Source organism: Mesorhizobium sp. B2-7-3 (assembly GCF_006440715.1).
In the GTDB taxonomy this organism is placed as follows: Bacteria; Pseudomonadota; Alphaproteobacteria; order Rhizobiales; family Rhizobiaceae; genus Mesorhizobium; species Mesorhizobium australicum.
On record NZ_VFTY01000012.1, the window covers coordinates 157,712 to 182,353 of the forward strand.

The following is a 24,642-nucleotide window of genomic DNA, read 5'->3' on the forward strand; positions in this document are numbered from 1 at the left end:
AGCGCTCTTCCGTCGCGAATTGCGTGGAAACAAGCAGGTGGGGCGATTCAGGCGAACGCTGATCCGCTCCAGTTCACATCGGTCCGGACATCATCTTGGTCGGTTTTTCCAGCATCGGAAACTCGGCCTTGTTGCATTTCACCTTCGGGTTCGTCGGACTGAACATGCCGTTCGGATTGTCATCGAGCCAGGCGTGAAGATCGTAGTGGACGAACTCCTTCGGGATGAGCGGATAATGTCCCTCCATCGGGCCCATGAAGGTTTGACCGAACAGCTTCGGCGGCGCCTTGATGTCCGGGGTTAGCGGCACCAGCCATTCCACGCCGACCAACTTCAGGCCTTTCTTGGTCGGCTCGTAGATCAGGACGTTGGGCTTCATCGGGTCGAGTTTCTGGCCGACGCTTGGAACGTTGACGAAGTGGATGCCCATGGCGCCTTTCGGATAGTCCATGGAGCCGGGTATCTTTTCTCCGCTGTAGTAGACGCAGCCGACCGTCGACAAATAGAGATCGCGGACGGCGGCGGTGTAGTCCTGATATTTGGCGAGCGATTTTTTCAACGCGTCGATGTCGGCCTTGTTGGCGTCCTCGGCATGAGCCGTGGCGAGGCCCAACCATGCACCTACAACACCTGTCAAAGCGAGGACGCCGCAGCGCCCAAGGCTGGCTGTTCTTGTCATGCATTCCTCCCAGATTTCATGATCTGGCCGTGCAAGACCGAGGCGGCGGCAAAGTCGTTGATTGCGCGGCCGATTAAACCGCCCCATCCCCTTTGGAACGCGGCAATGCTAATCCTTTCCACGGCTGCGGAAAAGAACTTATTAGATATTGCTAATTTTATTTGACTGCTGTCACGAAACTGGCACCGCCAGTATACGCCTGGATGAAAACGGCCCCCATTGGGGGCCGTTTAGCGTGACAAACACGGCCCTGCTCAGGTGAGCGGCGAAAGCTGAATCTCGACGCGTCGGTTCTGGGCCCGGCCCTCGGCCGTGGCGTTGGAGGCGACGGGCCTCGTCTTGCCAAATCCGGTGACGGCGAAGCGGCGCTGGTCGACGCCCTGGCCGGACAGATAATTGGCGACCGCCAGGGCACGGCGCTGCGACAGGTCGAAATTGTGCTGGTCGCCACCGGTCGAATCGGTGTGGCCGAAAACGTCGACCGTGGTCTGCTTGAACTTCTTCAGCACCAGCGCCACCGAATTCAGCACCTGGTAGAAGCCGGGCTTCACCGCATCCTGGTCGGTGTTGAAGGTGATGTCGGACGGCATGTTGAGGATGATCTGGTCGCCGCTGCGGGTGACGCTGACGCCGGTGCCCTCGAGCTGCCGGCGCAGTTCCGCCTCGTTCTGGTCCATAGTGGCGCCAATGGCGCCGCCGGCCAGCGCGCCGATGCCGGCGCCGATCAGCGCATTGCGACGATCATTGCCGCCGGCAAGCAGACCAAGGCTGGCACCGGCCAGAGCGCCAAGGCCCGCGCCCGCCGCCGTGTTCGAAATCTTCTGGTCGCCCGTATACGGATCGGTGGTGGTGCACGCGGTCACGAGCAGAGCCGTCGCCATAACGACGAGCACGGTCTTCTTCATAGGATGGTCCCTCTCCAAGTCACGCCTTACGATGGCGCCAAATCAGCCCTTGCCGCGACTTGTAGCATGAAATGCGGCGAAAAACGGAACGGGAAAAGCGCCTGCCGATTATCCAGTTGGCCGCCCGGTGTGGCTACCAGAGATTCTTGCCGTCAATGACCACCACTTCGACTTTATCGAGATCGAAATCATCGAACAGCCGCGCGTTCACGCTGATCTTCGGATTGTCGAAATCCGGCTCGCCGGTCGACCAGTCCGGCGTTTCGGTGAAGGTGCCGCAGCCGCAGGTTGCGCAAAAACCATGCTTTACGGTTTTTGAGCCCCACTGATAAAAGGAAACATTCTTCAGCGGCGTGACGAGCTTGAACTGCGATGGGGTATAGTAGGCCCAAAGCGAGCCGCGTTTCGAGCAGAACGAACAGGTGCATTGCGTCACCGTCTGCGGCGCTTCCGACACCTCGAACATCGTCGCCTTGCAGTGGCAGCTTCCCTTGATGGCCATGAATATCACCTCTCCATTGTCCGCCGCCCAGGCGGCAAGGCACCATAAAGAAGCGATCCTGACAACTGGCCGTCAGCAGCCTTTGCGCCAATGCACTTCAACTGTCGGCGCGTCTCAAAATGAGCGCGGCGGCACGAACAGGCATATCGTCTTGCCGGCATCGAGACCGGCCTGATGCGCGCACCAGTGAAATTCGCCGTCAGGGCTGTCCTTGACGCGCTTGTCCGTCATCGGAACGACTTCGCCGGTACCGGCAATCACGTAGCCTTCGGGCTTTTCCAGGACTTCGCCGGTGTGCGTGGCACGACAGTCATAGTTGGCGCAGCAGGCGAACGGATAGCTCCAACCCTGCGGCTTTGCTGCCGTGGGCTTGGCATCATGAGCAAAGGCCGCAGGCGCGAACATCGCGACGGCAAACAGAGAAAACATAAGTCGGCCGACCGGTTGAACGGCTCGGGCCGATCTGGGCGTGGCAGCAGACATGGGACGTTCCTTTCGAGCGTCAAGCATTTCGCCTGCCCGTTCCCGGAACGTGTCTTCCCAGTGGCCGGATCATCAGTCGCAGATATGCCGCGTCCGGCCATAAATGCTTTTTGTCTCCCAGCATTTGGATGCTGGGCTGATTCCTTGGTCGGCGCAAGAAGCCGCTGCGCCCAGATATGGGCGCACGCCATAACACACTGCTACCGCTGACGAGATTCAAGCCAGGTAAGTTCCCGGCAGGCGGGCATGCAAACAACGGGATTGGCCCGGAGTGGTTCCAGCCGCTCAAATCCAATCACATGCTCTTGATTGCCGGTGACAGTGCCGACGATCGTCCGCAAAGGAAAATCAGCCACCCTGCAGCCGAAGAAGGTATAAGCAGCCGGCCGAACGGCGAACATGCGCCGCGCTCGCTTTGGGAGGAAGAAAAGCCCCTTCCCGCACCAGAGCGATATGCCGAGTCGGGACCCAATCACCACGAACTTGTCGCGCCGCACCGGCGAACACTTGAGACCAACACCGGGCGCCGCACGACAATACGTCCGCTTTTCGACCGGCTTGCGATCATTGCCCGCGCAAGCAGCCTAATCCAGATCCGCCACCGCTTCGCCCGCGCCGCCCTCGATGCGTTGCGATAGCGAAGCTTCCATGAAGTCGTCGAGGTCGCCGTCGAGCACGCTCGAGGGGCTGGTGCTTTCGACACCGGTGCGCAGATCCTTGACCAGCTGATAGGGCTGCAGCACGTAGGAGCGTATCTGGTGACCCCAGCCGATGTCGCTCTTCGATGCCTCAGTGGCATTGGCCACCGCTTCGCGCTTCTTCAGCTCTTCCTCGTAGAGGCGCGAGCGCAGCATTTCCCAGGCCTTGGCCTTGTTCTTGTGCTGCGAGCGTTCTGCCTGACAGGCGACCGCGATGCCGGTGGCGATATGGGTGATGCGCACAGCCGAATCGGTGGTGTTGACGTGCTGGCCGCCCGAACCCGATGAACGATAGGTGTCGATGCGCACGTCGGATTCAGAGACGTCGATCTCTATCCTGTCGTCGACGACAGGATAGACCCAGACGCTGGAGAAGGACGTATGACGGCGCGCATTGCTGTCATAGGGTGAGATGCGCACCAGGCGGTGGACGCCGGATTCGGTCTTCATCCAGCCATAGGCATTGTGGCCCTTGATCAGCAAGGTCGCGGACTTGATGCCCGCCTCTTCGCCGTCATGCACTTCCAGCACCTCGACCTTGAAGCTGCGGCGCTCGGCCCAGCGCGTGTACATGCGCAACAGCATCGAGGCCCAATCCTGGCTCTCGGTGCCGCCGGCGCCGGCATGGATTTCGAGATAGGTGTCGTTGGCGTCCGCTTCGCCCGAGAGCAGCGTTTCCACCTGTCGGGCCTTGGCCTGGCCTTGCATCGAACGGATCGCGGCTTCGGCTTCGGCGACGACGCCTTCGTCGCCCTCTTCCTCGCCGAGCTCGATGAGACCGATATTGTCTTCCAGCGCCTGGGTCAGGCCCTTGACCGCCGCGATACCTTCCTCGAGGCCCTGGCGTTCGCGCATCAGCTTCTGCGCTTCCAGCGGTTCGTTCCAGAGACTGGCGTCCTCGGCCCGCACGTTCAGGTATTCAAGCCGCTTTATGGCCTGATCCCAGTCAAAGATGCCTCCTCAGCAGGGTTATCGCCTGCCTGATCTCGTCGACGATATTCTGCGTTTCCGCGCGCATGGCCTGATGTTTTGTCCTGTTGCTGAAATGACGCTTCGGTCGGCGCGATACATAGGGATGGTGCCGCCATGTGTAAAGCGAAATGGGCCAGCCGGAGGCAGGCCCAACTGGACGCGTGAATTCGTCAATAAAGGCCGCCGCCGCCGTCCTGGATGGCCTGGTTGGCCTGCGGCGACAGCGCGCCGCCCGAGGCGTTGGAGCCATCGGCACCCATGCCGATCACCCAGTAGCTGTCGGCGGGGCCGGTCCCCGGCTTGAAAGCCTCGATGATGGTGCCCGCATCGCCCGAGGAGGAGCGCATGCCGGTCTTGCGGTTGATGGCGATCAGGTTCATGCCGTCAGGCACCTTGAAGTCGACATTGGGCGTGCCGTCCAGCGCCACACGCATGAAGTCCTTGAAGATCGGGGCGGCAAGACCGCCGCCGGTGGCGCCGTGGCCGAGGCCGCGCGGCGTGTCGTAGCCCATGTAGAGACCAACCACGAGGTTCGGCGTATAACCGATGAACCATGCGTCCTTCTCATCGTTGGTGGTGCCGGTCTTGCCGGCGATGTGGCGGCCAAGTTCCCCGATTGTGGCGCCGGTGCCGCGCTGGACGACGCCTTCCATCATCGAGGTGATCTGGTAGGCGGTCATCGGATCGAGCACCTGCTCGGAATTGTCGACCAGTTCCGGCTCCGGCTGGTTTTTCCATTCAGGAGCGTTGCAGCCTTCGCAGCCACGCTCGTCCTGCTTGAACACGGTCTTGCCGTAGCGGTCCTGGATGCGGTCTATCAGCGACGGTTTGATCGACTTGCCGCCATTGGCCATGATCGAATAGGCCGAAACCATGCGCATGACGGTCGTCTCGCCCGAACCCAGCGCCATCGGCAGATATGGCGCCAGATGATCATAGACGCCGAAGCGCTCGGCATATTCGACGACCAGCTTCATGCCCATGTCGTTGGCAAGCCGCACCGTCATCAGGTTGCGCGACTTCTCGATGCCGGAGCGGAGCGTTGCCGGCCCGGCGACGGTGCCGTCATAGTTCTTCGGCGTCCAGGTGGTGTTGCCGCTCTGGATGGTGATCGGTCCGTCCATGATCACCGATGCCGGAGTATAGCCATTGTCGAGTGCGGCCGAATAGACGATGGGCTTGAATGACGAACCCGGCTGGCGCATCGCCTGGGTGGCGCGGTTGAATTCGGACTGCGAATAGGAGAAGCCGCCGACCATGGCCAGCACGCGGCCGGTGTGCGGATCCATCGCGATCAGTCCGCCTTCCACCTCGGGAACCTGGCGCAAGCTGTAGGTATTGTCGGAGCCGTCGTTCTTCTGGACGAAGATGACATCGCCCGGCTTCAGCACGTCGGCCGGCGACTTGGCCTTGACTGTCTTGCCGTCGACCACATGGCGCATGGCAAAGCCCATGTCTTCCTTGCTGACGGTGCCTTCGACGCGTTCCTTCACGATATCGCCCGACGCCTGGCGTGCGGGCTGCAGGCCGATCGACAGCCCGGACGCCGAACTGTCGAGCACGACGGCCAGCGACCACTCGGGAACGTCTTCCAGTCCCTTGACGGCGCCCAGCGGCACACCCCAGTCGCCGGAGACGTCGATCGTCTTCAACGGCCCGCGATAGCCACGCAAAGTATCGTATTTCATCAATCCATTCTGCATCGCCTTGCGGGCGATGAGCTGGACCTTCGGGTCAAGGGTGGTGCGAATCGACAGCCCGCCCTCATAGAGCGCGTTCTCGCCATAGCGGGCGATGATCTGCCGACGAACCTCTTCCGTGAAATACTCGCCGGCGAAAAGGTAGGAGCCGCTGCGGCGCGGAGCAACGCCAAGCGGCTCGGCCTTCGCCTTTGCGCCCTCTTCAGGCGTCACGTAACCGTTCTCGACCATCTGGCCGATGACCCAGTTTCGCCGTTCAATTGCGCGGTCGGCGTGCTTGAAGGGATTGTAGTTGGCCGGACCTTTCGGGAGCGATGCCAGATAGGCGGCCTCGGCCACGGTCAGCTCGTTCACCGATTTATCGAAGTAGGTCAGTGCCGCACCGGCAACGCCATAGGCGTTGAAGCCAAAGAAAATCTCGTTGAGATAGAGCTCGAGGATTCGATCCTTGGAATAGGCCTGTTCGATGCGGAACGAGAGGATGGCCTCCTTGACCTTGCGTTCCAGGGAACGCTCGTTGGTGAGCAGGAAGTTCTTGGCAACCTGCTGGGTGATCGTCGAGCCGCCCTGCATGGGGCCACCCGAAACGTAAGTGATAACCGCTCTGCCCAATCCCGTTATATCGACACCGGGGTGGCTGTAGAAGTTCTTGTCCTCAGCCGACAGGAAGGCAGCCTTGACGCGATCCGGGATAGCCTGGATCGGCAAATACAGGCGCCGTTCCCGCGCGTACTCGGCCATCAGCGCGCCATCCGAGGCATGGATGCGGGTGGTCACCGGAGGCTCGTACTTTGCCAGCACTTCGTAGTCAGGCAGATCCTTCGCTACATGGCCGATGTAGAGGGCAACGCCCGCCGCGGCCAGGAGGGCCAGCGTCGTGCCTATGCCGAAGAAATAGCCAATGAGACGAATCATACCCGCTCCAGTCCTTGGTTCGGGAATTTCCTAAACGAAGCCGCCTTTCACGCAAGCTTTCGAGCCGGTCCCAACCCGTAATCGAAAACCCATGTCGCCACCATGTGGACAAAATACGGCAAGGCCTGATTTCGCAGCCGCAAGCCCGAAATAAAAGCGCAGGGTGTTGTCATCGCGCAACGCCGCCTCTGGTTGCAGGCGCCGCCGGGCATTGTCAACCTCCGGTTCCAGCCCCGGCACGCGCGGAAGCGAACAATGCCACGGCATTGGTGATGCTTTGCGCTGCCTTGCCGCGCCACTCGGCGTCAAGCAGTTGCGCCTCGTCCTTGGCATTGGAGAGATAGCCGAGCTCGACCAGCACGGACGGCACGTCGGGGGCCTTCAGCACCTTGAACCCGGCCGAACGCTGCGGATTGTTGATAAGACCGACGCTGGTCGACAGCTGACCGACCAATGTGTGGGCAAAACTCATCGAGAAGGTGTGCGTCTCGCGCCGGATCAGGTCGATCAGGATGTCGGTCACTTCCTTGCTGTCGTTCTTGATGACCATGCCGGCGAACTGGTCGGACAGGTTTTCACGGTCGGCCAGCGCCTGCGCTTCCGGATCGGAGGCCTTGTCGGAGACGGTATAGACGGTGGCGCCGCGGATGCCCTTGACGCTGATCGTGTCGGCATGAATCGAAATCAGCAGATCGGCTTCATGCTGGCGGGCAATGCGGACGCGGTCGTCGAGGCGCAGATATTCGTCGGTATCCCGGGTCATGAAGACATCGTATCTGCCGGCGGCCGCGAGTTTGTCGCGCAGCTCCGTGGCAAAGGCCAGCGTGACGTTCTTCTCGATGGTGCCGTTCAAACCTTCGGCACCGCCGTCTACGCCGCCGTGGCCGGGGTCGATCACGATGGTGAATCGGTGGCCCGGATTGGAGACAGGCCCGGTTCCGACCCGGCCGCCCTTGTCGGTCGAAACCGTGGAACCGGTGGTCAGCGCCTGATTGGCAAGAGCGGCGTCGAACTCACGTTCGGAGGCCGCCGACATGTCGACGGCGAGGCGGTAGCCGGTTCCGTCCTCGTTCTTGAGCACATCGAGCTTGTCGACGGCGAACGGCCCCTTGCCGGTGAGGATCAGACGCGAGACGCCCTCGCCGAGCTCACCGAGCCGCACGCCCTTGACCAGGCCACGCGGCTTCAGATCCTTGGCATCGATGGCAAATCGGGTGTTCGCAAGATCGATGACAAGGCGATTGGGTCCGCGCAGCAGGAACCATTTGATGTCAGGCTCGCGATCGAAATCCATGACGATGCGCATCTTGGTGGCATCGCCGGCCATTTTGTAGCCCTTGGCCATGAGCGGAGCGTCGGCCGCATTGGCAACCATGGAAAGGGCTACAGGGGAAAAGACTTGGGAAATCGCCACCAGCAGCAGGAGACAGAAGGCACGGAGAACCTGGCCGCCAACACGACATCCCTTGTCTGTGAAGTCCGCCAGTCCCATCTTTCTTCCAGTCGCTCCCGGTTTGGCGCCAGGCGCCGGTTCGTTTCGTCAACATGCCGGTTAGGCCGCGAGCTCGATTAACGATTGGTATCCAGAGAAGGTTAACCAAGCCTTTTCACGCAAGGACGGGGCCAGGCTTACGCTACGGAACTGCTTTTTGCCGGCATCGGAAATCGGGGTTGCCTTCCAACCCGCCAAATCATAAAAGCGATGGTGGATCACTGCAATCCTGGAACCGCCCTCCTCCGCAGCTTCCTGCTACAGGGTCAGATGAAAGGCGGCTCCTTTCGCTTCACGCGAAAAGGCTTCAGGTGATTGCGACGAATTTCGCAGGTGTGCTCCCGTGGCGGGGGAATCGCCTGCGTGAGGAAAACGGCCCGGGTTTGTTCCCGCGCCGGCTCTGTATGAGCAAACAAGCTGGTCCGGTTTCCGGGCTTTGGTTCAAAAGGTTCTGCTGGTGACGATGGCTTCAAGCGCAATCATGGAAAGGTCCGCATCAAACCGCGCCAATATGGCTGCGGGCGGCACCGCCATGACACGCAGGCAGCGTCCGGCGGACATTCAGACATCCGGCACCCACACACCAGAAACGCAGCAGCGGGCTTTGCCTTGCAAGCTGCGGCTGACGGCTGCCGGGAGGAAACGAAATAATGCCCAACAAAATGCTGATAGACGCCTCCCACCCGGAGGAAACACGCGTAGTCGTCGTACGCGGTAACCGTATCGAAGAATTCGACTTTGAATCCCAGGACAAGAAGCAGCTCAAAGGAAATATCTATCTCGCCCGTGTAACGCGCGTCGAACCCTCCCTTCAGGCAGCCTTTGTCGAATATGGCGGCAACCGTCACGGTTTTCTCGCCTTCAGTGAAATACACCCCGATTACTACCAGATTCCGGTCGCCGACCGTCAGGCACTGCTGCGCGCGGAAGCGCAGGAGGCCGAGGACGAAGAGAACGAGGACGGCGAAGGCGACGATCGCCAGAGCCGGGATCGTGGACGGCGCGGTCGCCGGCGCGGCGGCAAGCCCCGCGACCGTGGTGAAAACAGGCGCGATGCCGGCACGGCCGAATCCGGCGAGGCAAGCGAAGCCGCCGGCGAGGCAGACGAAAACAACGACAATGGCCCGGATGACAATGCCCCGGACGTTATCGCCGAGAACATGGCCGACGTTTCCGGGACCACGGAACACGCATCCGACGCCTCGGAATACGCCGACGCACCCGAACAGGACGAGGTTTCTTCCGAACAGGATAAAGGCGAGACCAACGACGGCCCTCCCAAGTCGATCGCCGCCTCCGTCGAAGGCGATGTGATTTCCGAGCCCATCCCGCATGCCGAACAGGGCAGCGAAGCCACCTCCACCGACAATGATCGCGGCATGCTGGAGGAAGTATCCTCTTCCCATCCGGACGATCATGAGATCGAATCGGTCGGCGCCGAGGACGCGCTCGAGGAAGTGCGCAATCGCCGCAAGCCGGTGCGCCGCCAGTACAAGATCCAGGAAGTGATCAAGCGCCGGCAGATCCTGCTGGTGCAGGTCGTCAAGGAAGAGCGCGGCAACAAGGGCGCGGCGCTCACCACCTATCTGTCGCTCGCCGGCCGCTATTCCGTTCTGATGCCGAACACTGCGCGCGGCGGCGGTATTTCGCGCAAGATCACCAGCGCGGTCGACCGCAAGCGCCTCAAGGAGGTCGTCGCCGATCTCGAAGTGCCGCAAGGCATGGGGGTCATCCTGCGCACCGCCGGCGAGAGCCGCACCAAGGCTGAGATCAAGCGCGACTACGAATATCTGATGCGGCTGTGGGAGAACGTGCGCAATCTCACGCTCCAGTCCACGGCCCCTGCTCTCGTCTATGAGGAAGGAAGCCTGATCAAGCGCTCGGTGCGCGACCTCTACAACAAGGACATCGACGAGATTCTCGTCTCCGGCGAAGAGGGCTATCGCGAGGCCAAGGATTTCATGCGCATGCTGATGCCGAGCCACGCCAAGGTGGTTCAGCCGTTCCGCGACACGACGCCGATCTTCGTGCGCAACGGCATCGAAGCGCAGCTCGACCGCATGCTGCAGCCGCAAGTGACGCTGAAGAGCGGCGGCTACATCATCATCAACCAGACCGAAGCGCTGGTCGCTATAGACGTCAATTCGGGCCGTTCCACCAAGGAGCACTCGATCGAGGACACCGCGCTCCACACCAATCTGGAAGCAGCCGAGGAGGTCGCCCGCCAGCTCAGGCTGCGCGACCTTGCCGGCCTGATCGTCATCGACTTCATCGACATGGAGGAGAACCGCAACAACCGCTCCGTCGAGAAGCGGCTGAAGGATCACCTCAAGAACGATCGTGCTCGCATCCAGGTCGGCCGTATCTCGCATTTCGGCCTGATGGAGATGTCGCGTCAGCGCATCCGCGCCAGCGTGCTGGAATCGACCATGAAGCCGTGCCCGCATTGCGGCGGCACCGGCCATGTCAGGTCCGATTCGTCGGTGGCGCTGATGGTGGTACGGGCAATCGAGGAGTTCCTGCTCAAGGATTCGCGAAGCCACATCACGGTGCGCACGCCGGCCGCGACCGCGCTCTACGTGCTGAACCACAAGCGCGGCACGCTGGTGGAACTGGAAAGCCGCTTCGGCCTGACGATCACCATCGAGGCAGACGATGCGGTCGGTGCCCAGCACTACGCGATCTTCCGCGGCGCGCTGGCCGAAAAGCCGGAAGGTTTCGTCGAGGTGCGCAGCCTGCCGGCCTATGTCGAGCCGGAAGAGCCCGAGGACGAGATCATCGTCGCCGAGGAGGAAGACGAGGCGCCGGCCCAGGCCGAACAGCCGCGCCACGCCCAACAGCCGCAGCATCAGCAGCCCAAATCCGGCGAGGACGGCGAAGGCCGCGATCGCAAACGCCGCAAGCGCCGCAGGCGGCGTGGCGGCAAGGACCGCGACCGCGAGCATGGCGCCCCGACCGACGGCGCTTCCCTCGCCACGTCCGATGACGGTTTCTCCGCGCCGGAAGGCGCTGCGGACCATGGCGATGCCGAGGTGGACGACGAGGCTGCGGTCGCCGCAACCGGGACCGTCGAAACGGCGGAAGCGCCCGACGATGGCCAGGGCAAGAAGCGTCGGCGCGGCAAGCGCGGCGGCAAGCGCAACCGTCGCGAAGACGGTGAAGGCGAGACCGAGGCGGAAGCCGGCGAAACGACCGAGCCCGCCGAAGCGGACGCTTCGCTAAGCGAGCCTGTGTCGATCGAGCCGGTGGCTGCCACCGCCGTCGAACAACCCGCGGCTACCGTGAGCGACGAGGTGCCAAGCACCGAGAAACCCAAGAAACCGCGTCGCGCAGCCAAGCCGAAGAAGGCGGCCGCCGAAGCCGTCGCCGATGAGCCGACCGCGGACCTGGCCGTGCAGGCACCCGCCGAAACGCCAGCCACGGCATCGGACGAGGCAGCGGCCGCCGAGGAGACGCCGAAGGCTCGGCCATCCCGCCGCAAGGCGGCAGCCGCTGATACGCCTGTCGTACCGGTGGTTTCCTCGACCGTCGCCGATGAGCCTGAAGTCAAGACCGAAGAAAAGCCGAAGCGTGCCGGCTGGTGGCAGCGGAAAGGCTTTTTCTAAGCTTTTCAAATCGTTGAATTGAATCTTCGACAAAAAAATCCCGCGCCGATCGAAATGAACGGCGCGGGATTTTTCTTATCGGCAGGTCACGTTTCTAAGGCGCGAAGATCGACCAGTTCATCATCCTGGCGAGTTTTTCCAGCGCGATCGAACCCAGCTTGGAATTGCCGTTGGCGTTGAGGCCGGGCGACCAGACGGCGAGCGAGGCGACACCCGGCACGATGCCCAGTATGCCGCCGCCAACGCCGCTCTTGCCGGGGATGCCGACGCGGAAAGCGAAATCGCCAGAGCCATCATAGTGGCCGCAGGTCAGCATCATGGCGCCGATGCGCCGCGCCCGCTCCGCCGACACCACGGAATGCCCGGTCGCCGGGTTCTTGCCGCCATTGGCGAGGAAGCGGCCGGCCATTGCCAATTGCCGGCAGCTCATGGCGATGGCGCAATGGTGGAAATAGACGCCCAGCGCCAGTTCCGGCGCATGATGGAGATTGCCGAAGGATTTCATGTAATTGGCGAGCGCGAAGTTGCGGTAGCCAGTGGCACGTTCGGAGGCCGCGACCTCGCGATCGATGATGATCGTCTCGTCGTCGGCGAGGAACTGGATGAAGCGCAGTATCTCGCCGATCGCCTCGCGCGGCTGGTGACCGGCAAGCAGGATGTCGGAAATGACGATAGCGCCGGCATTGATGAACGGATTGCGCGGAATGCCATTCTCATGCTCCAGCTGGACAATCGAGTTGAACGGGTTACCGGAGGGCTCGCGCCCCACTCGCTTCCACAGCGCATCGCCGACATTGCCGAGCGCCAGCGTCAGCGTGAACACCTTCGAGATGCTCTGGATCGAAAACGCCTGGTCGGCATCGCCGGCCACGAGCGTGCGGCCATCATTGGTAACGGCCGCGATGCCGAATTTCTTCGGGTCGACCTTGCCCAGTTGGGGAATATAGGTCGCGACATCGCCGCGATCGATGCGTTCCGCCATTTCCGCCGCGACTTCCGCCAATGCTTGATCAAGTTTGGGGGCCTGTTCGAGTTCCGGCATGACGCTACCTCAACCAGCGTTCGATGCGCGCCATCGCCTCGACCATGTCGTCGTGGCTGCCGGCGTAGGAAAACCGCATCGTGCGATGCCCCGCCCGGGTGTCGAAGTCGCGGCCGGGTGTCGCTGCAACATGCGCCTCGGCAAGCATCCTGCGGGCGAAGACCATGCTGTCGTTGCTGTGCCGGGTGACATCGCAAAAGGCATAGAAGGCGCCATCCATGGGCGCCGCCAGGGGAAAATCCAGCTCCGGCAAACGCTTCATCAAGAGCTCGCGATTCCAGGCATAGCGTCCCTTCACCGCCTCCAGTTCCTCGGTTGCGGCAAAAGCCTCGATCGCGGCGATCTGCGACAGCTCCGGCGGCGAGATGTAGAGGCTTTGGGCGATGCGCTCGACCGGCCGCACGAGTTCTTCCGGCAAAACCATCCAGCCGATGCGCCAGCCGGTCATGCAGTAGTATTTCGAGAAGGAGTTGATCACCGTCACGCTGTCGCTGAAGGCGAGTGCCGTGGTGTCGGGGGCGCCATAGGCCAGCCGATGGTAGATCTCATCGGAAATGACGGCGATGCCGAGCGATTCCGCCGTGGTGACCAGCGTCGCCAGCTCGTCGGCTGAGATGACGGCGCCCGTCGGATTGGCCGGACTTGCGAACAGCACGCCCTGCAGCGGCGCCTCGCGATGCGCGGCTTCCAGATGGCCAGCGTGCAGATAAGCCGCGTCGCCGAGCTCGATTTCGACCACATCGATGCCAAGAGCGGCCATGATGTTGCGATAGGCGGGGTAGCCGGGCGCGGCGATGGCGACCCGGTCGCCCGGGTCGAACATCGCCAGGAAGGCGAGATTGAAGGCCGCCGACGATCCGGTGGTTACCGCGATCCGGCCGGGGTCGACATCGAGGCCATAATGATCCGCGTAGTGCCCGGCGATCGCCTTGCGCAGCGAGGCCAGACCCAAGGTGTCGGTATAGCCTATGCGTCCATTCTCCAGCGCCTTGGCGGCGGCGGCACGGACCCGAGCCGGCGCAGGATCGGATGGCTGGCCGACCGCCATGGAGATCACCGGCACGCCCTGAGCCCTCAGCCGGTTCGCTTCGGCCAGCACATCCATGGCGTGGAACGGCTCGACATTGCCGCGATGGGAGAGCGAAACGACCATTTTTACCCCTGTCCCGAGGATTGAGCGCGCCAGGTCCTGACGCATGCGCCGCACAAATGCCCGATTGATGTGAGGATCACAAGTTGAGGAAGTTTTTCAGGCGCCGACTTTTCATCTTTCGCCCGCTCGTCTACCAGTGGACACATTATGTTGAGCCGACCCAGATCGACGATTGCCCGGGCAGCGCGTGTCTTCGCAACGGTTTCGCTTGCCGCCGCGGTTGCGGTTGCGGGTTCGCAGACCGCCTTCGCCCAAGGCGTGCCAGTGGTCCGCGACGCCGAGATCGAAGCCCTGGTGCGCGATTATGCGCGGCCGATCTTCAGGGCCGCCGGGCTGGCGAATGATGGCATCGACATCGTGCTGGTCAATGATTCCAGCTTCAACGCCTTCGTCACCGGGCGCCGGCTGTTCATCAACACCGGCGCGTTGATGACGGCTGAGACGCCGAACGAAATCATCGGCGTCATCGCACACGAAGCCGGGCATATCGCCGGCGGCCACCAGCAGAAACTGCGCGACCAGCTCGAACGCGCCAAGACCATGGCCATCATCGCCACCTTGCTCGGTGCCGGCGCGATCGTTGCCGGTGCGACCACGAACAGCCGCGGCCTTGCCGGCGCCGGCATGGGCGTGGCGGCCGGCGGCGGCGAGATGGCGCAGCGCAGCATCCTCGCGTATCAGCGCACCGAGGAAATCACGGCCGACCGCTCGGCCATCACCTATCTCAATGCCACCGGCCAGTCCGGCATGGGCATGCTGAAGACCTTCCACCGCTTCCAGACCGCGCTATCGCTGTCGGGCGCGCAGGTCGATCCCTACCGGATCAGCCACCCGATGCCGCAGGACCGCATCGCCAACCTCGAGGTGCTGGTCAAACAGAGCCCCAATGTCGACAAGATCGACGCGCCGGCACTGCAGCAGCGCCACGACATGATGCGGGTGAAGATTGCCGTCTACATGGAAGGCCAGGCCGCCGCGACGCGGCTGATGCAAAAGATGCGGGGCAGCATGGCGGCGCTGTATGGCGATGCCCAGTCGGCCTATCTCTACGGCAACATCGCCGCGGCGCTCACCAAGACCAACGCCCTGATCAAGGCGCAGCCCAAGAATGCCTACTTCCAGGAGCTGCTCGGCGATATTCTGATGAAAGCCAACAAGCCCGCGGATGCTGCCGACGCTTATTCCAAAGCGGTCAGCCTCGACCCGGCACGGTCCGGCCTGCTGCCTGTCTCGCTTGGCCAGGCGCTGATGGCGGTCGGCACGCCAGACTCGCTCAAGAAAGCTGTCGTGCAGATCAACAATGGCCTGGGCCGCGACAAGGAAAACTCCACCGGATATCGTTATCTGGCGCAGGCTTACGGGGAGCTGGGAGACATACCGGGCGCGGAGCTTGCCACCGCCGAAGGCCATTTCTATTCCGGCAACTACAAGGATGCCAAGATCTTCGCGATGCGGGCGCAACAGCAGATGAAGCGCGGCGAGCCGCGCTGGATACGCGCCCAGGACATCATAAACTACAAATCGTCAGGCAAGAGCCAGTAATCTCATGAACCTTCCGGCCGCGTGCTGCGACACAGCTAGACCGGAAAACAGGCAGAAGGAACGACAACGATGAAAAAGGCACTGCTGCTGGGCACCACGGGGGTTGCGGTCGCCCTTGCCATGCTGGCTTTCGGTTTTGTGGCCGGCAGTCCGCAGGTTGCGAAGGCCGGAACGGCACAGGCTGTCCAGACGGCACAGGCTGTCCAGACGGCTCAGCCTGTCCAGACGGCGGCCGATACCAAAATCGACCGCACCGAGGTCGAGGGAATCATCCGCGACTATCTCCTGAAGAATCCGGAAGTGCTGCTGGAAGTGCAGGACGCGCTCGAGGCCAAGCAGAAGGAGGAACAGCGGCTCGCGGCACTGGGCGTCATCAAGAACGCCAAGGACCAGATCTTCAATTCCACCTTCGACGGCGTCGTCGGCAACCCGAACGGCAAGGTCACGATCGTCGAATTCTACGACTATAATTGCGGCTTCTGCAAACGCGCCATCGAGGACATGCGGGCGCTTACCAAGTCCGATCCGGACCTGCGTTTCGTGCTCAAGGAATTCCCGATCCTCGGCCCGGATTCGCAGAAGGCGAGCGTCGTCTCGATGGCGTTTCACCTGATGATGCCGGAGAAATACGGCGAGTTCCACAATGCGCTGCTCGGCGGCCAGGGGCGCGCCACCGAGGCAACCGCGATCAAGATCGCGCTTTCGCTCGGCGCCGACGAGGCGACATTGCACGAGAAGATGAAGGACCCATCGATCACCGAGGCCTTCACCAAAACTTACGATCTTGCCAACAAACTGCAGATCACCGGAACCCCGTCCTACGTCGTCGGCAACGAGGTCGTGTTCGGGGCGCTCGGGCAGGAAGTGCTTGCCGAAAAGATCGAGGCGGCGAAAGCCGCGCTTTGAGCGGCAAGCGGTTTTCTTCACGGGCGCATTTCGGCCTGTTGTGGACAGTGAAAGAACGCACTTGCGCTCTTTCCGCGGGCGACTATGCCCGGTATAGAGGCCCAGCGCGCCGGCTTGATGCCGGCGCCGGAAAAGGTCGGTTTTTTTGAAAACGGTTTTTGTCCTGAACGGTCCCAATCTCAACGCACTCGGCAAGCGCGAGCCGGGCATCTATGGCGGCAAGACGCTTGCCGCCATCGCTGACGACTGCAAGCAGGCAGGTGCGTCGCTTGGGATCGAGATCGATTTCCGTCAGTCGAACCATGAGGGCGATCTCGTCGACTGGATCCAGGAGGCCGGCGACAAAGCCGCCGGCATCGTCATCAACCCAGGCGCCTATAGCCATACCTCGATCGCAATCCACGACGCCATCCGTTCGATCGCGCCATTGCCGGTTGCCGAAGTTCACCTTTCCAACATTCACGCGCGGGAACCGTTCCGCCACGTCTCCATGGTCGCGCCGGTCGCTGTCGGCATGATCTGTGGCTTTGGGCCGCTCGGCTACACGCTGGCGCTGCAAGCGCTCGCCGCACGCCTATGACCGGCCAACAAACAGAAGGCTCGAAAATGTCGATAAAGAAGACCGGTGTTGACCAGCAACTGATCCGCGATCTGGCGGGCATACTGAACGACACCAACCTGACAGAGATCGAGGTGGAACTCGGCGACCTGAAGGTACGGGTGTCGCGGCAGGCGCCCGCCGTTCACGCGATTGCGGCCCCGCAGCCCACCTATGCACCAACGGCAACCCAGCCCGCGGCCGCCCCGGCGGCGGTCGACGTGTCGAAAAACGCGGTGACCTCGCCCATGGTCGGCACCGCCTATCTGGCGCCGTCGCCGGACGCAAAGCCGTTCATCGAGGTCGGCCAGAAGATCAAGGAAGGCCAGACGCTGCTGATCATCGAGGCGATGAAGACGATGAACCAGATCCCCTCGCCGCGCGCGGGCACGGTGACGGCGATCCTGTTCGAGGACGCGACGCCGGTGGAATACGGCATGCCGCTCGTCGTGATCGAGTAGAGCGGACCTGATGTTCCAGAAGATCCTCATCGCCAATCGCGGCGAAATCGCGCTCCGGGTGCTGCGCGCCTGCAAGGAGCTTGGCATCCAGACGGTGGTGGTGCATTCGACCGCCGACGCTGACGCCATGCATGTCAGGCTCGCCGACGAAAGCGTGTGCATCGGTCCGCCGCCGTCGCGCGACAGCTATCTCAACATCCACCAGATCGTCGCGGCCTGTGAGATCACCGGCGCCGACGCCGTGCATCCGGGCTATGGCTTCCTGTCGGAGAACGCCAAGTTCGCCGACATTTTGGCGGCGCACAACATCACCTTCATCGGCCCGTCCGGCGACCACATCCGCATCATGGGCGACAAGATCGAGGCCAAGCGCACGGCAAAACGCCTCGGCATTCCGGTTGTGCCCGGTTCGGACGGTGCGGTGACCGAGGAAAAAGAAGCCAGGCGCATCGCCGCCGAGATTGGCTATCCCGTCATCATCAAGGCGTCGGCCGGCGGCGGCGGACGCGGCATGAAAGTAGCGCATACGGAGGCAGACCTCGAAATCGCACTGCAGACGGCACGCTCGGAAGCGGGCGCGGCCTTCGGCGACGACGCGGTCTACATCGAGAAATACCTGGAGAAACCGCGCCACATCGAGGTGCAGGTGTTTGGCGACGGCTTCGGCGGCGGCGTGCATTTCGGCGAGCGCGACTGCTCGCTGCAGCGGCGCCACCAGAAAGTCTGGGAAGAGGCCAATTCGCCGGCGCTCAACGCCGAGGAGCGGTCCCGCATCGGCGGTATCTGCGCCAAGGCGATCGCCGATCTCGGCTATTCGGGCGCCGGCACCATCGAGTTCCTGTACGAGAACGGCGAGTTCTATTTCATCGAGATGAACACGCGCCTGCAGGTCGAGCATCCGGTGACGGAAGCGATCACCGGCATCGATCTGGTCCACGAGCAGGTCCGCGTCGCGTCCGGCGGCGGCCTTTCGGTCAAGCAGGAAGACATCAAGTTCAACGGCCACGCCATCGAATGCCGTATCAACGCCGAGGATCCCCGCACTTTCACCCCCTCGCCCGGCACGATCACGCATTTTCACACGCCGGGCGGCCTCGGCATCCGCGTCGATTCCGGCGTCTATTCGGGCTACAAGATCCCACCCTACTATGACAGCCTGATCGGCAAGCTGATCGTGCATGGCCGCAACCGCGTCGAATGCATGATGCGGCTGCGGCGGGCACTCGACGAATTCGTCGTCGACGGGATCAAGACGACGTTGCCACTGTTTCGCGATCTCGTCGGCAATGCCGACATCGCCAATGGCGACTACGACATCCACTGGCTGGAAAAATATCTGGCCAAGGGCGAATAGCCTCAACTTGCCGCTATAATGACGCGATGACCCGTCCCTACGCGCCAGGCTATCGCATCCCAACCGACCTTCTGCTCAAGGCATACGCCTCGGGCGTCTTCCCCATGGCCGAAAGTGCTGGTGACCCAGAAGTCTTCTGGGTGCGGCCGGAGACGCGCGGCATCATCCCGCTCGATGATTTTCACACCCCCAAAAGCCTGAAGAAGACGATCCGCAGGCACCTGTTCGAAATCCGTTTCGATTTCGATTTCGAGGCGACGATCGATGGCTGCGCCGAAAAGCGTGAGGAGCGCCGCTCTACCTGGATCAATGCGCCGATCCGCGAAGCCTATGTGCAACTGCACCGCATGGGTCATTGCCACTCGGTCGAGGCCTGGCGCGAGGGGCGTATGGTCGGCGGCCTCTATGGCGTCTCGCTCGGGCGGGTGTTCTTCGGCGAAAGCATGTTTTCCAAAGAGACGGACGCGTCGAAGACCTGCCTAGTGCATCTCGTCGAGCGCCTGAAGGCACGCGGCTTCGCGCTGCTCGATACGCAGTTCACGACAGAGCACCTCAAGCGTTTCGGCGCGGTCGACGTGCCGCGCGGCAAATACGAAAAGATGCTGGCAGACGCGCTAAAAGGCGAAGCGGTCTTTTTTCCGTAGGATCAGGCCCTACTTGGGCGACGCCTCGATCGGCGTCTGCGCATGGAACATCATCTTCCAGCCATTGACGCGATGGACGTAGCCGGTGCTGACCAGCGCCGCATAGGGCTCGCCATTTTCGCGCGTCGCATGCGCTTCATAGGTCAGCATGACGATATCGCTGCCGGGTTCGATTATTCCCTTGAGTTCGATGTCGAGGTCGCGCCAGCGGTTGGGTTTGGCTGCGGTCTTGGCCAGATCGGCATTGTCCATGGCCTGTGCCATCTGTGAAAACGCCACAAGGCATTCGGTGTCGACATTGGCAGCATAGTAGGCAGTGTCGCCCGTCCAGAACCCCTTTTCGAGCTCCAGCAACTCGGCCTTGTTGGCCATGATCCGCTTGCTGTCCGACATTGGCGTATCCTCAACGCGCGTGGTGGTGGTCCAACGCGCGCCAGCCATGGCGGTTCCAAGAGATCAGTTGGTGTCCGTCGTAGCCGGTTCCACGGCGTCGTCGGGCTGTGCCGCGTCGGGAGCGACCGGGGGCTTTGGCTTGGTCGCGGCTGGCTTCGACGCGTCGGCTTTCGCCCCATCGGCCTTGGTCGAGCCACTCTTGCCAGCATCGGGCGCCGGCACATCCGACTTCTGCTTGCATTCCTTCAGCCAGACGTCATAGACGGCATGTTCGACGGCGTTGAGCCCCGGACTTTCCGCAAACATCCAACCGGTGAAGATACGGCGGATCTTGCGGTCGAGCGTGATCTCGTCGACCTCGACGAAAGAATCGGTTTTCGGCTGTTCGTTCTGCGGCCGGGAATAGCAGACGCGCGGCGTTACCTGCAGGGCGCCGAACTGCACCGTCTCGTCGATATAGACATCGAAGGTGATGATGCGGCCGGTGATCTTGTCGATGCCGGCGAACTCGGCGACCGGGTTGGTGATGCGATCCGATCCCGCGGGCGCCGCCGGCGCCGGGGCGGCGGGCGCGGGTGAAGCCGCAAAGGCGATGGTGCTGACGGCGAGGCTGGCTGCTAACGTCAGGCCGCCCGTCGATATCGGGTTGAAAAAGCTCATGCAGGGGTACCGGTGGTTCGCGCCCAGGTGATTCCGTCGATCGCCAAGGCTAGTCGCCGTTTTCTGATCAGCAAGCAGCTAAACACCAATTGTGGCGATAAAGGACCGGCCTGCACCTTACCTTTGCAACTCGCGCCGTTACGAGCCCGGCGTCCAGGCGTCGTAGTCGCCGGTGACCTGCGGGCGGTGTTGATTGGTCAGCACCGAGCCCTTCGGACGATAGGCCGATGGCGTGCCGGTCAGATTGGGTAAATGCGGCTTTTGCCAGTCGCGCGGCCGGTAGTCATCGCTGGGGGGAGCGATATCGACACGATGGTGAATCCAGCCGTGCCAGCCCGGCGGAATGGCCGAAGCTTCCGAATAGTTGCGGTAGATGACCCAGCGACGCGTGCGGCCTTCCGAATCGATACCGCCTTCGTAATAGACATTGCCGGCCTCGTCCTGGCCGACCCTCTTGCCGTAGCGCCATGTGTGCAGGCGCGTTCCCAGCGTCTGGCTGTTCCACCAGGTGAAAAACTGCGTCAGGAAAGTCTTCATCTCAGAACCCTCGCGCTGGCGGCGCCCGTTTCCTGCTTATGGCGTCAGGCCTTCGGGAAGGCAAGGGTTTTGCCACGAGGAGCGCGCAAATGGCGCGCCAGGGACCCGACACCAGCCTGTGACCCCCCGGGGGTGACCGGATGCGCGCTTGCCAAGCCTTGCCGCTCTTTCTAAAGCTCTGCGCGCCCATGCGAAAATCCTGTCCCGCTGGGGCCGAAGGAGGCGACGATTGGCCACGCAATTGCCGACCACCGATATTCGCGTCGGCGCCGACCTGATTCGCCGCCGCAAGGGCGGCACACCGATCGTCTGCCTCACCGCCTACACCTATCCGATCGCCCGCCTGCTCGATCCCCATGTCGACCTGCTCCTGGTCGGCGACAGCGTCGCCATGGTCGTGCATGGCCACGAGACGACGCTGGGCGCCTCGCTGGAGATGATGATCGCGCACGGCCAAGCCGTGATGAGGGGCTCGGCCCGGGCCTGCGTGGTCGTCGACATGCCGGCCGGCAGCTATGAGGGGTCCGCCGTGCAAGCCCTGGCCTCGGCACGGCGCATCGTCGGCGAGACCGGCTGCCAGGCGGTGAAGCTCGAAGGCGGCGTCGACATGGCTCGTCAGATTGCCGCGATCGTGGCCGCCGATATCCCGGTCATGGGCCATATCGGCCTGCAGCCTCAATCGGTGAAAAAGGATGGCGGCTACAAGATCAAGGGCCGCACGGACGAGACTGTAGCCGCCCTGATCGCCGACGCGCTGGCGGTCGAGAAGGCCGGCGCGTTCTCGGTGGTCATCGAAGGCACGATCGAGACGGTCGCCGCCGACATCACCCGCCGCATAGCCATTCCAACCATCGGCATCGGCGCCAGCGGCGATTGCGACGGCCAGATCCTGGTCGTCGACGACATGGTCGGGCTGACGGTCGACCGCGTGCCGAAATTCGTCAAGCAATACGCCGACCTGCGCAGCGTGATCACGCATGCCGCGGAGCGCTACGCATCGGAGGTGCGGGATCGCGTTTTCCCCGGGCCCGCCCACGTCTTTTCAAAAACCAACGGCGGGGATGACGCGTGAGCCGGCCCCACGTCGTCGACAGCGTTGCCGCGCTTCGCGCGCGAATCCGCGACTGGCGGCGCGACGGACAACGCATCGCCATGGTGCCGACCATGGGCGCCTTGCATGACGGGCATCTTTCGCTGGTCAAGATCGCCCTCGAAAGGGCTGATCGTTGCGTGGTGTCGATCTTCGTCAACCCGACGCAGTTCGCACCGACCGAGGATCTCGACAAGTACCCGCGCCAGTTGGCCCGCGACCTCGACATGCTGGCCGCAGTCAAAACCGACCTTGCCTTCACGCCCGGTGTCAGCGAGATGTATCGCGCAGGCTTTGCCACGAAGATCTCGGTAGGCGGCCCGTCAGCCGGGCTCGAAACGGACTTTCGCCCTACCTTTTTCGACGGCGTCGCCACGGTGGTGGCCAAGCTTCTCCTGCAGGCCGCACCCGACTTCGCCATCTTTGGCGAAAAGGATTACCAGCAGCTTTGCGTCGTCAGGCAGCTTTGCCGCGACCTCGACCTGCCCGTCGAGATCATCGGCGCGCCGACCATACGCGACGCGCATGGCCTCGCCATGTCGTCACGCAACGCCTATCTCGATGAAGCCGAACTCCAGATCGCTCGCCAATTCAACGTCATTCTGCGCAAGGCAGCTGCTGCGCTGGCGGCGGGCGCAGGACAGGAGGAAACGATCGCCGAAGCAAGCCGCGTCTTGGTCGCGACCGGCTTCCAGAAGGTGGATTATGTCGAAGCCCGCGAAAGCCTGACACTCACGCCATGGCGGCGCGACCGCGCGGGCCGCGTTCTCGCCGCCGGCTGGCTGGGAAAAACCAGGCTGATCGACAATGTGGAAGTTCCCGCCGCCTGATCGGCGTTAGCATTCTCAATCAAGGTCGAAGGCCCGCCGCTGCCGATGCCAGGGCACGGGGAGGCGATCCGCTGACAAGTCACCGCCGCGTTCGCGCTGGCCAGGCTTTCATCCGTCTGGCTTCTGGCTCCAGCCTACTCCTCGGTCTGCATATGCAGGTACATCGACTGTATGCCGACCCTGCCCGGCCCAGTGAACCGATTGACGATGAAATTCAAGTTGGCACCGAAGAAGCCGCTCGACAGCCGGTCGATCTTGGTCTCCATCCTGACAGAGGCATCCTTGAACAGCCAGCCGCCGGGCTCGATGTCTATGATCTCACCCGGAGCGAGCGTCTTTTCAAAAACGTTGCCATAGCCGTGCAGCCAGACGATGCCGTCACCGGTATCGCCGCGAAACCGGTCGATGAAGAAGCCGCTCTGGCCAAACAGCATCGTCGCCAGGCCGCGTACGCGTTCGAACGTGTAGTCGACATTGCCGGTGGCGGCCAGAAACTGGTGCTCGCGGACCTGTATCTCCTCGCCTCGCCGCAGGTGAATCGGTACGATGTGACCCGGCCCATCACGGCTGAAGGCGATGATGCCCGCCCCCGACGCCTCGGTGACGAAGATTTGCATGCCGGCCATCATGCGCTTCAGCGCGCCCTTCAGCGATTTCAGGCCGATGGTGATTGTGGAATTCTTCCACAGCAGGATGTGGTGCTCGAAATAGACAGGCATCCGCGTCACGTCGACGGAAAGCACGGGCACCAGTTCACCCGCTATGTGATAGGTGACGCCACCAAAGGTTTCGTCCGACACCTCGGTCGGCATCAGTTCCGGCAGACTTGGCATGGTTCCCCCCAAAGCCATCCCGCGTGTGTCGGTTTATTCCGGCTTCACACGGGTCGGCCTAGGCAGCTTTGGTGCCGGACACCAGGGCCGTCAAACGAAAACAGATCCCGCGACGCGCGCTCGCGCGAAGGTGATCACGCCGCCACGGTGCTCAGGCGGCAAGTACCCGTTCATAGATCAGCGCCGGGATGGCAGAGCTGGCGGAGCCGCAATTCTCGGTGCGGCCGGCCTGGACGAAGCCGTTGGCCTGATAAAAGGCAACGGCGCGGGTGTTCTTCTCTTCGACTTCGAGCCGAATGCGGTGAGCTTCCGGAAAACTCTCGATGATCTCGTCGAGGAGCATGCCGCCGATACCGCGGCCCTGCAGCGAGGGAAGCACATAGAGCTGCCTGAGCATGACCACGCCGCCGCCATCGACGGCTTCGGCAAACGCCATGCCGCCAATGCGCTTGCCGTCATCGGCAACGAGGAACTCGCTGCTCGGCTTTACCAGCCTGGCTTTCAACGAGGCGATGGAGTGCCATTCATTGGTGATTTCGGTGACCCGTTCCGCGCCATAGATGGCGTCATACGTCGCATGCCAGGTCTCGACCAGCAACGCCCGGACGGCTGCGAGGTCGCGATCCCCGGCGGTGCGAACGAACATGC

At 62.5% G+C, this 24,642-nt stretch carries 24 protein-coding genes; 10 read left to right on the plus strand and 14 right to left on the minus strand.

Annotated elements, in window-relative coordinates; translation table 11 throughout:
• Window positions 1–73 precede the first annotated feature (73 nt).
• The 4 genes from FJW04_RS24940 to FJW04_RS24955 form a co-directional block, all read right to left on the minus strand.
• Entirely contained in the window at window positions 74–679 is a 606-nt protein-coding gene (locus tag FJW04_RS24940) for a hypothetical protein (protein WP_140616918.1), read from the minus strand.
• 254 nt (window positions 680–933) lie between these two features.
• A complete protein-coding gene (locus FJW04_RS24945; protein ID WP_015318025.1) occupies window positions 934–1,584 on the minus strand; it encodes an OmpA family protein in 651 nt (216 codons plus the stop codon).
• A 133-nt stretch (window positions 1,585–1,717) separates the two neighbouring features.
• Window positions 1,718–2,086 carry a GFA family protein gene (locus FJW04_RS24950; protein ID WP_015318026.1) on the minus strand — a complete coding sequence of 123 codons (369 nt, stop codon included), beginning with the start codon at window positions 2,084–2,086 and terminating at the stop codon, window positions 1,718–1,720.
• Between the two features lie 114 nt (window positions 2,087–2,200).
• On the minus strand, window positions 2,201–2,569 hold the full coding sequence (locus FJW04_RS24955; protein ID WP_015318027.1) for a hypothetical protein: 369 nt from the start codon (window positions 2,567–2,569) through the stop codon (window positions 2,201–2,203).
• A gap of 176 nt (window positions 2,570–2,745) precedes the next feature.
• Here FJW04_RS24955 and FJW04_RS24960 point away from each other — a divergent pair, with 176 nt between their 5' ends.
• Window positions 2,746–3,207, plus strand: coding sequence for a hypothetical protein (locus tag FJW04_RS24960; RefSeq protein WP_140717321.1), 462 nt, complete (start codon window positions 2,746–2,748; stop codon window positions 3,205–3,207).
• Here the strand turns inward: FJW04_RS24960 and prfB are convergent.
• The 3 genes from prfB to FJW04_RS24975 form a co-directional block, all read right to left on the minus strand.
• Window positions 3,154–4,285, minus strand: a protein-coding gene (gene prfB, locus FJW04_RS24965; RefSeq protein WP_140717323.1) for a peptide chain release factor 2 whose coding sequence is annotated in 2 segments (ribosomal slippage) — window positions 3,154–4,218 and window positions 4,220–4,285 — 1,131 coding nt in all. Because the reading frame shifts where the segments join, the coding sequence is not laid out codon by codon here. The two genes, FJW04_RS24960 and prfB, sit on opposite strands and share 54 nt — an antisense overlap.
• Window positions 4,286–4,409: 124 nt before the next feature.
• Complete coding sequence (locus FJW04_RS24970; RefSeq protein ID WP_015318030.1) at window positions 4,410–6,854, minus strand: penicillin-binding protein 1A; 2,445 nt, start codon at window positions 6,852–6,854, stop codon at window positions 4,410–4,412.
• Between the two features lie 214 nt (window positions 6,855–7,068).
• Entirely contained in the window at window positions 7,069–8,346 is a 1,278-nt protein-coding gene (locus tag FJW04_RS24975; RefSeq protein WP_140616920.1) for an N-acetylmuramoyl-L-alanine amidase, read from the minus strand.
• A gap of 650 nt (window positions 8,347–8,996) precedes the next feature.
• Between FJW04_RS24975 and FJW04_RS24980 the strand changes: the two genes are divergently transcribed.
• Window positions 8,997–11,951, plus strand: a complete 2,955-nt coding sequence (locus FJW04_RS24980) for a ribonuclease E/G (RefSeq protein ID WP_140717325.1) — start codon at window positions 8,997–8,999, stop codon at window positions 11,949–11,951.
• Window positions 11,952–12,045: 94 nt separating this feature from the next.
• Here the strand turns inward: FJW04_RS24980 and FJW04_RS24985 are convergent, their stop codons facing one another.
• Together FJW04_RS24985 and FJW04_RS24990 are read right to left on the minus strand one after the other, a co-directional pair.
• The gene (locus FJW04_RS24985) at window positions 12,046–12,993 is read right to left on the minus strand and encodes a glutaminase (RefSeq protein WP_140717327.1); all 948 of its coding nucleotides are present in this window, start codon (window positions 12,991–12,993) and stop codon (window positions 12,046–12,048) included.
• Window positions 12,994–12,997: 4 nt separating this feature from the next.
• Window positions 12,998–14,146 carry an aminotransferase class I/II-fold pyridoxal phosphate-dependent enzyme gene (locus FJW04_RS24990; RefSeq protein WP_140717329.1) on the minus strand — a complete coding sequence of 383 codons (1,149 nt, stop codon included), beginning with the start codon at window positions 14,144–14,146 and terminating at the stop codon, window positions 12,998–13,000.
• A gap of 147 nt (window positions 14,147–14,293) precedes the next feature.
• Between FJW04_RS24990 and FJW04_RS24995 the strand changes: the two genes are divergently transcribed.
• From FJW04_RS24995 to aat, 6 genes are all read left to right on the plus strand, one after another.
• Complete coding sequence (locus FJW04_RS24995) at window positions 14,294–15,688, plus strand: M48 family metalloprotease (RefSeq protein ID WP_015318035.1); 1,395 nt, start codon at window positions 14,294–14,296, stop codon at window positions 15,686–15,688.
• Between the two features lie 69 nt (window positions 15,689–15,757).
• Window positions 15,758–16,594, plus strand: a complete 837-nt coding sequence (locus tag FJW04_RS25000) for a DsbA family protein (RefSeq protein ID WP_140717331.1) — start codon at window positions 15,758–15,760, stop codon at window positions 16,592–16,594.
• Window positions 16,595–16,739: 145 nt separating this feature from the next.
• Complete coding sequence (gene aroQ, locus FJW04_RS25005; RefSeq protein ID WP_015318037.1) at window positions 16,740–17,174, plus strand: type II 3-dehydroquinate dehydratase; 435 nt, start codon at window positions 16,740–16,742, stop codon at window positions 17,172–17,174.
• 26 nt (window positions 17,175–17,200) lie between these two features.
• The gene (accB, locus tag FJW04_RS25010) at window positions 17,201–17,653 is read left to right on the plus strand and encodes an acetyl-CoA carboxylase biotin carboxyl carrier protein (protein WP_015318038.1); all 453 of its coding nucleotides are present in this window, start codon (window positions 17,201–17,203) and stop codon (window positions 17,651–17,653) included.
• A gap of 10 nt (window positions 17,654–17,663) precedes the next feature.
• Window positions 17,664–19,007, plus strand: coding sequence for an acetyl-CoA carboxylase biotin carboxylase subunit (accC, locus tag FJW04_RS25015; RefSeq protein ID WP_140717333.1), 1,344 nt, complete (start codon window positions 17,664–17,666; stop codon window positions 19,005–19,007).
• Between the two features lie 26 nt (window positions 19,008–19,033).
• Window positions 19,034–19,651: a leucyl/phenylalanyl-tRNA--protein transferase gene (gene aat / locus FJW04_RS25020; protein WP_140616925.1), complete on the plus strand. Its 618-nt coding sequence runs from the start codon at window positions 19,034–19,036 to the stop codon at window positions 19,649–19,651.
• Between the two features lie 9 nt (window positions 19,652–19,660).
• On the opposite strand, the gene FJW04_RS25025 is transcribed toward aat, so the two are convergent.
• From FJW04_RS25025 to FJW04_RS25035, 3 genes are all read right to left on the minus strand, one after another.
• Window positions 19,661–20,044: a hypothetical protein gene (locus FJW04_RS25025; RefSeq protein ID WP_140717335.1), complete on the minus strand. Its 384-nt coding sequence runs from the start codon at window positions 20,042–20,044 to the stop codon at window positions 19,661–19,663.
• Window positions 20,045–20,107: 63 nt separating this feature from the next.
• Window positions 20,108–20,704 (minus strand): DUF2155 domain-containing protein, encoded by a 597-nt coding sequence (locus FJW04_RS25030; protein ID WP_140665510.1) that lies wholly within the window; start codon window positions 20,702–20,704, stop codon window positions 20,108–20,110.
• A 138-nt stretch (window positions 20,705–20,842) separates the two neighbouring features.
• Window positions 20,843–21,241 carry an NADH:ubiquinone oxidoreductase subunit NDUFA12 gene (locus FJW04_RS25035; protein WP_015318043.1) on the minus strand — a complete coding sequence of 133 codons (399 nt, stop codon included), beginning with the start codon at window positions 21,239–21,241 and terminating at the stop codon, window positions 20,843–20,845.
• 229 nt (window positions 21,242–21,470) lie between these two features.
• On the opposite strand from FJW04_RS25035, the gene panB reads away from it, so the two are divergent.
• Window positions 21,471–22,313, plus strand: coding sequence for a 3-methyl-2-oxobutanoate hydroxymethyltransferase (panB, locus tag FJW04_RS25040; RefSeq protein WP_140717337.1), 843 nt, complete (start codon window positions 21,471–21,473; stop codon window positions 22,311–22,313).
• Entirely contained in the window at window positions 22,310–23,161 is an 852-nt protein-coding gene (gene panC, locus FJW04_RS25045) for a pantoate--beta-alanine ligase (RefSeq protein WP_140717339.1), read from the plus strand. Before panB ends, panC begins: the two co-directional genes overlap by 4 nt.
• 134 nt (window positions 23,162–23,295) lie before the next feature.
• Here panC and FJW04_RS25050 read toward each other — a convergent pair whose 3' ends face one another.
• Window positions 23,296–23,994 (minus strand): AIM24 family protein, encoded by a 699-nt coding sequence (locus FJW04_RS25050; protein WP_140717341.1) that lies wholly within the window; start codon window positions 23,992–23,994, stop codon window positions 23,296–23,298.
• A gap of 151 nt (window positions 23,995–24,145) precedes the next feature.
• Window positions 24,146–24,640 carry a GNAT family N-acetyltransferase gene (locus FJW04_RS25055; RefSeq protein ID WP_140717343.1) on the minus strand — a complete coding sequence of 165 codons (495 nt, stop codon included), beginning with the start codon at window positions 24,638–24,640 and terminating at the stop codon, window positions 24,146–24,148.
• Window positions 24,641–24,642 lie beyond the last annotated feature (2 nt).

Coding starts and splice junctions, on each gene's coding strand:
- accB (WP_015318038.1), top strand. CDS start 17,201: ATGTCGATAAAGAAGACCGGTGTTGACCAGCAACTGATCCGCGATCTG.
- FJW04_RS25025 (WP_140717335.1), bottom strand. CDS start 20,044: ATGTCGGACAGCAAGCGGATCATGGCCAACAAGGCCGAGTTGCTGGAG.
- FJW04_RS24990 (WP_140717329.1), bottom strand. CDS start 14,146: ATGGTCGTTTCGCTCTCCCATCGCGGCAATGTCGAGCCGTTCCACGCC.
- FJW04_RS24950 (WP_015318026.1), bottom strand. CDS start 2,086: ATGGCCATCAAGGGAAGCTGCCACTGCAAGGCGACGATGTTCGAGGTG.
- FJW04_RS25055 (WP_140717343.1), bottom strand. CDS start 24,640: ATGTTCGTTCGCACCGCCGGGGATCGCGACCTCGCAGCCGTCCGGGCG.
- aat (WP_140616925.1), top strand. CDS start 19,034: ATGACCCGTCCCTACGCGCCAGGCTATCGCATCCCAACCGACCTTCTG.
- FJW04_RS24970 (WP_015318030.1), bottom strand. CDS start 6,854: ATGATTCGTCTCATTGGCTATTTCTTCGGCATAGGCACGACGCTGGCC.
- FJW04_RS24980 (WP_140717325.1), top strand. CDS start 8,997: ATGCCCAACAAAATGCTGATAGACGCCTCCCACCCGGAGGAAACACGC.
- FJW04_RS24945 (WP_015318025.1), bottom strand. CDS start 1,584: ATGAAGAAGACCGTGCTCGTCGTTATGGCGACGGCTCTGCTCGTGACC.
- FJW04_RS25050 (WP_140717341.1), bottom strand. CDS start 23,994: ATGCCAAGTCTGCCGGAACTGATGCCGACCGAGGTGTCGGACGAAACC.
- FJW04_RS24985 (WP_140717327.1), bottom strand. CDS start 12,993: ATGCCGGAACTCGAACAGGCCCCCAAACTTGATCAAGCATTGGCGGAA.
- FJW04_RS24940 (WP_140616918.1), bottom strand. CDS start 679: ATGACAAGAACAGCCAGCCTTGGGCGCTGCGGCGTCCTCGCTTTGACA.
- FJW04_RS24975 (WP_140616920.1), bottom strand. CDS start 8,346: ATGGGACTGGCGGACTTCACAGACAAGGGATGTCGTGTTGGCGGCCAG.
- FJW04_RS24960 (WP_140717321.1), top strand. CDS start 2,746: ATGGGCGCACGCCATAACACACTGCTACCGCTGACGAGATTCAAGCCA.
- FJW04_RS24955 (WP_015318027.1), bottom strand. CDS start 2,569: ATGTCTGCTGCCACGCCCAGATCGGCCCGAGCCGTTCAACCGGTCGGC.
- FJW04_RS24995 (WP_015318035.1), top strand. CDS start 14,294: ATGTTGAGCCGACCCAGATCGACGATTGCCCGGGCAGCGCGTGTCTTC.
- accC (WP_140717333.1), top strand. CDS start 17,664: ATGTTCCAGAAGATCCTCATCGCCAATCGCGGCGAAATCGCGCTCCGG.
- FJW04_RS25035 (WP_015318043.1), bottom strand. CDS start 21,241: ATGAAGACTTTCCTGACGCAGTTTTTCACCTGGTGGAACAGCCAGACG.
- FJW04_RS25000 (WP_140717331.1), top strand. CDS start 15,758: ATGAAAAAGGCACTGCTGCTGGGCACCACGGGGGTTGCGGTCGCCCTT.
- FJW04_RS25030 (WP_140665510.1), bottom strand. CDS start 20,704: ATGAGCTTTTTCAACCCGATATCGACGGGCGGCCTGACGTTAGCAGCC.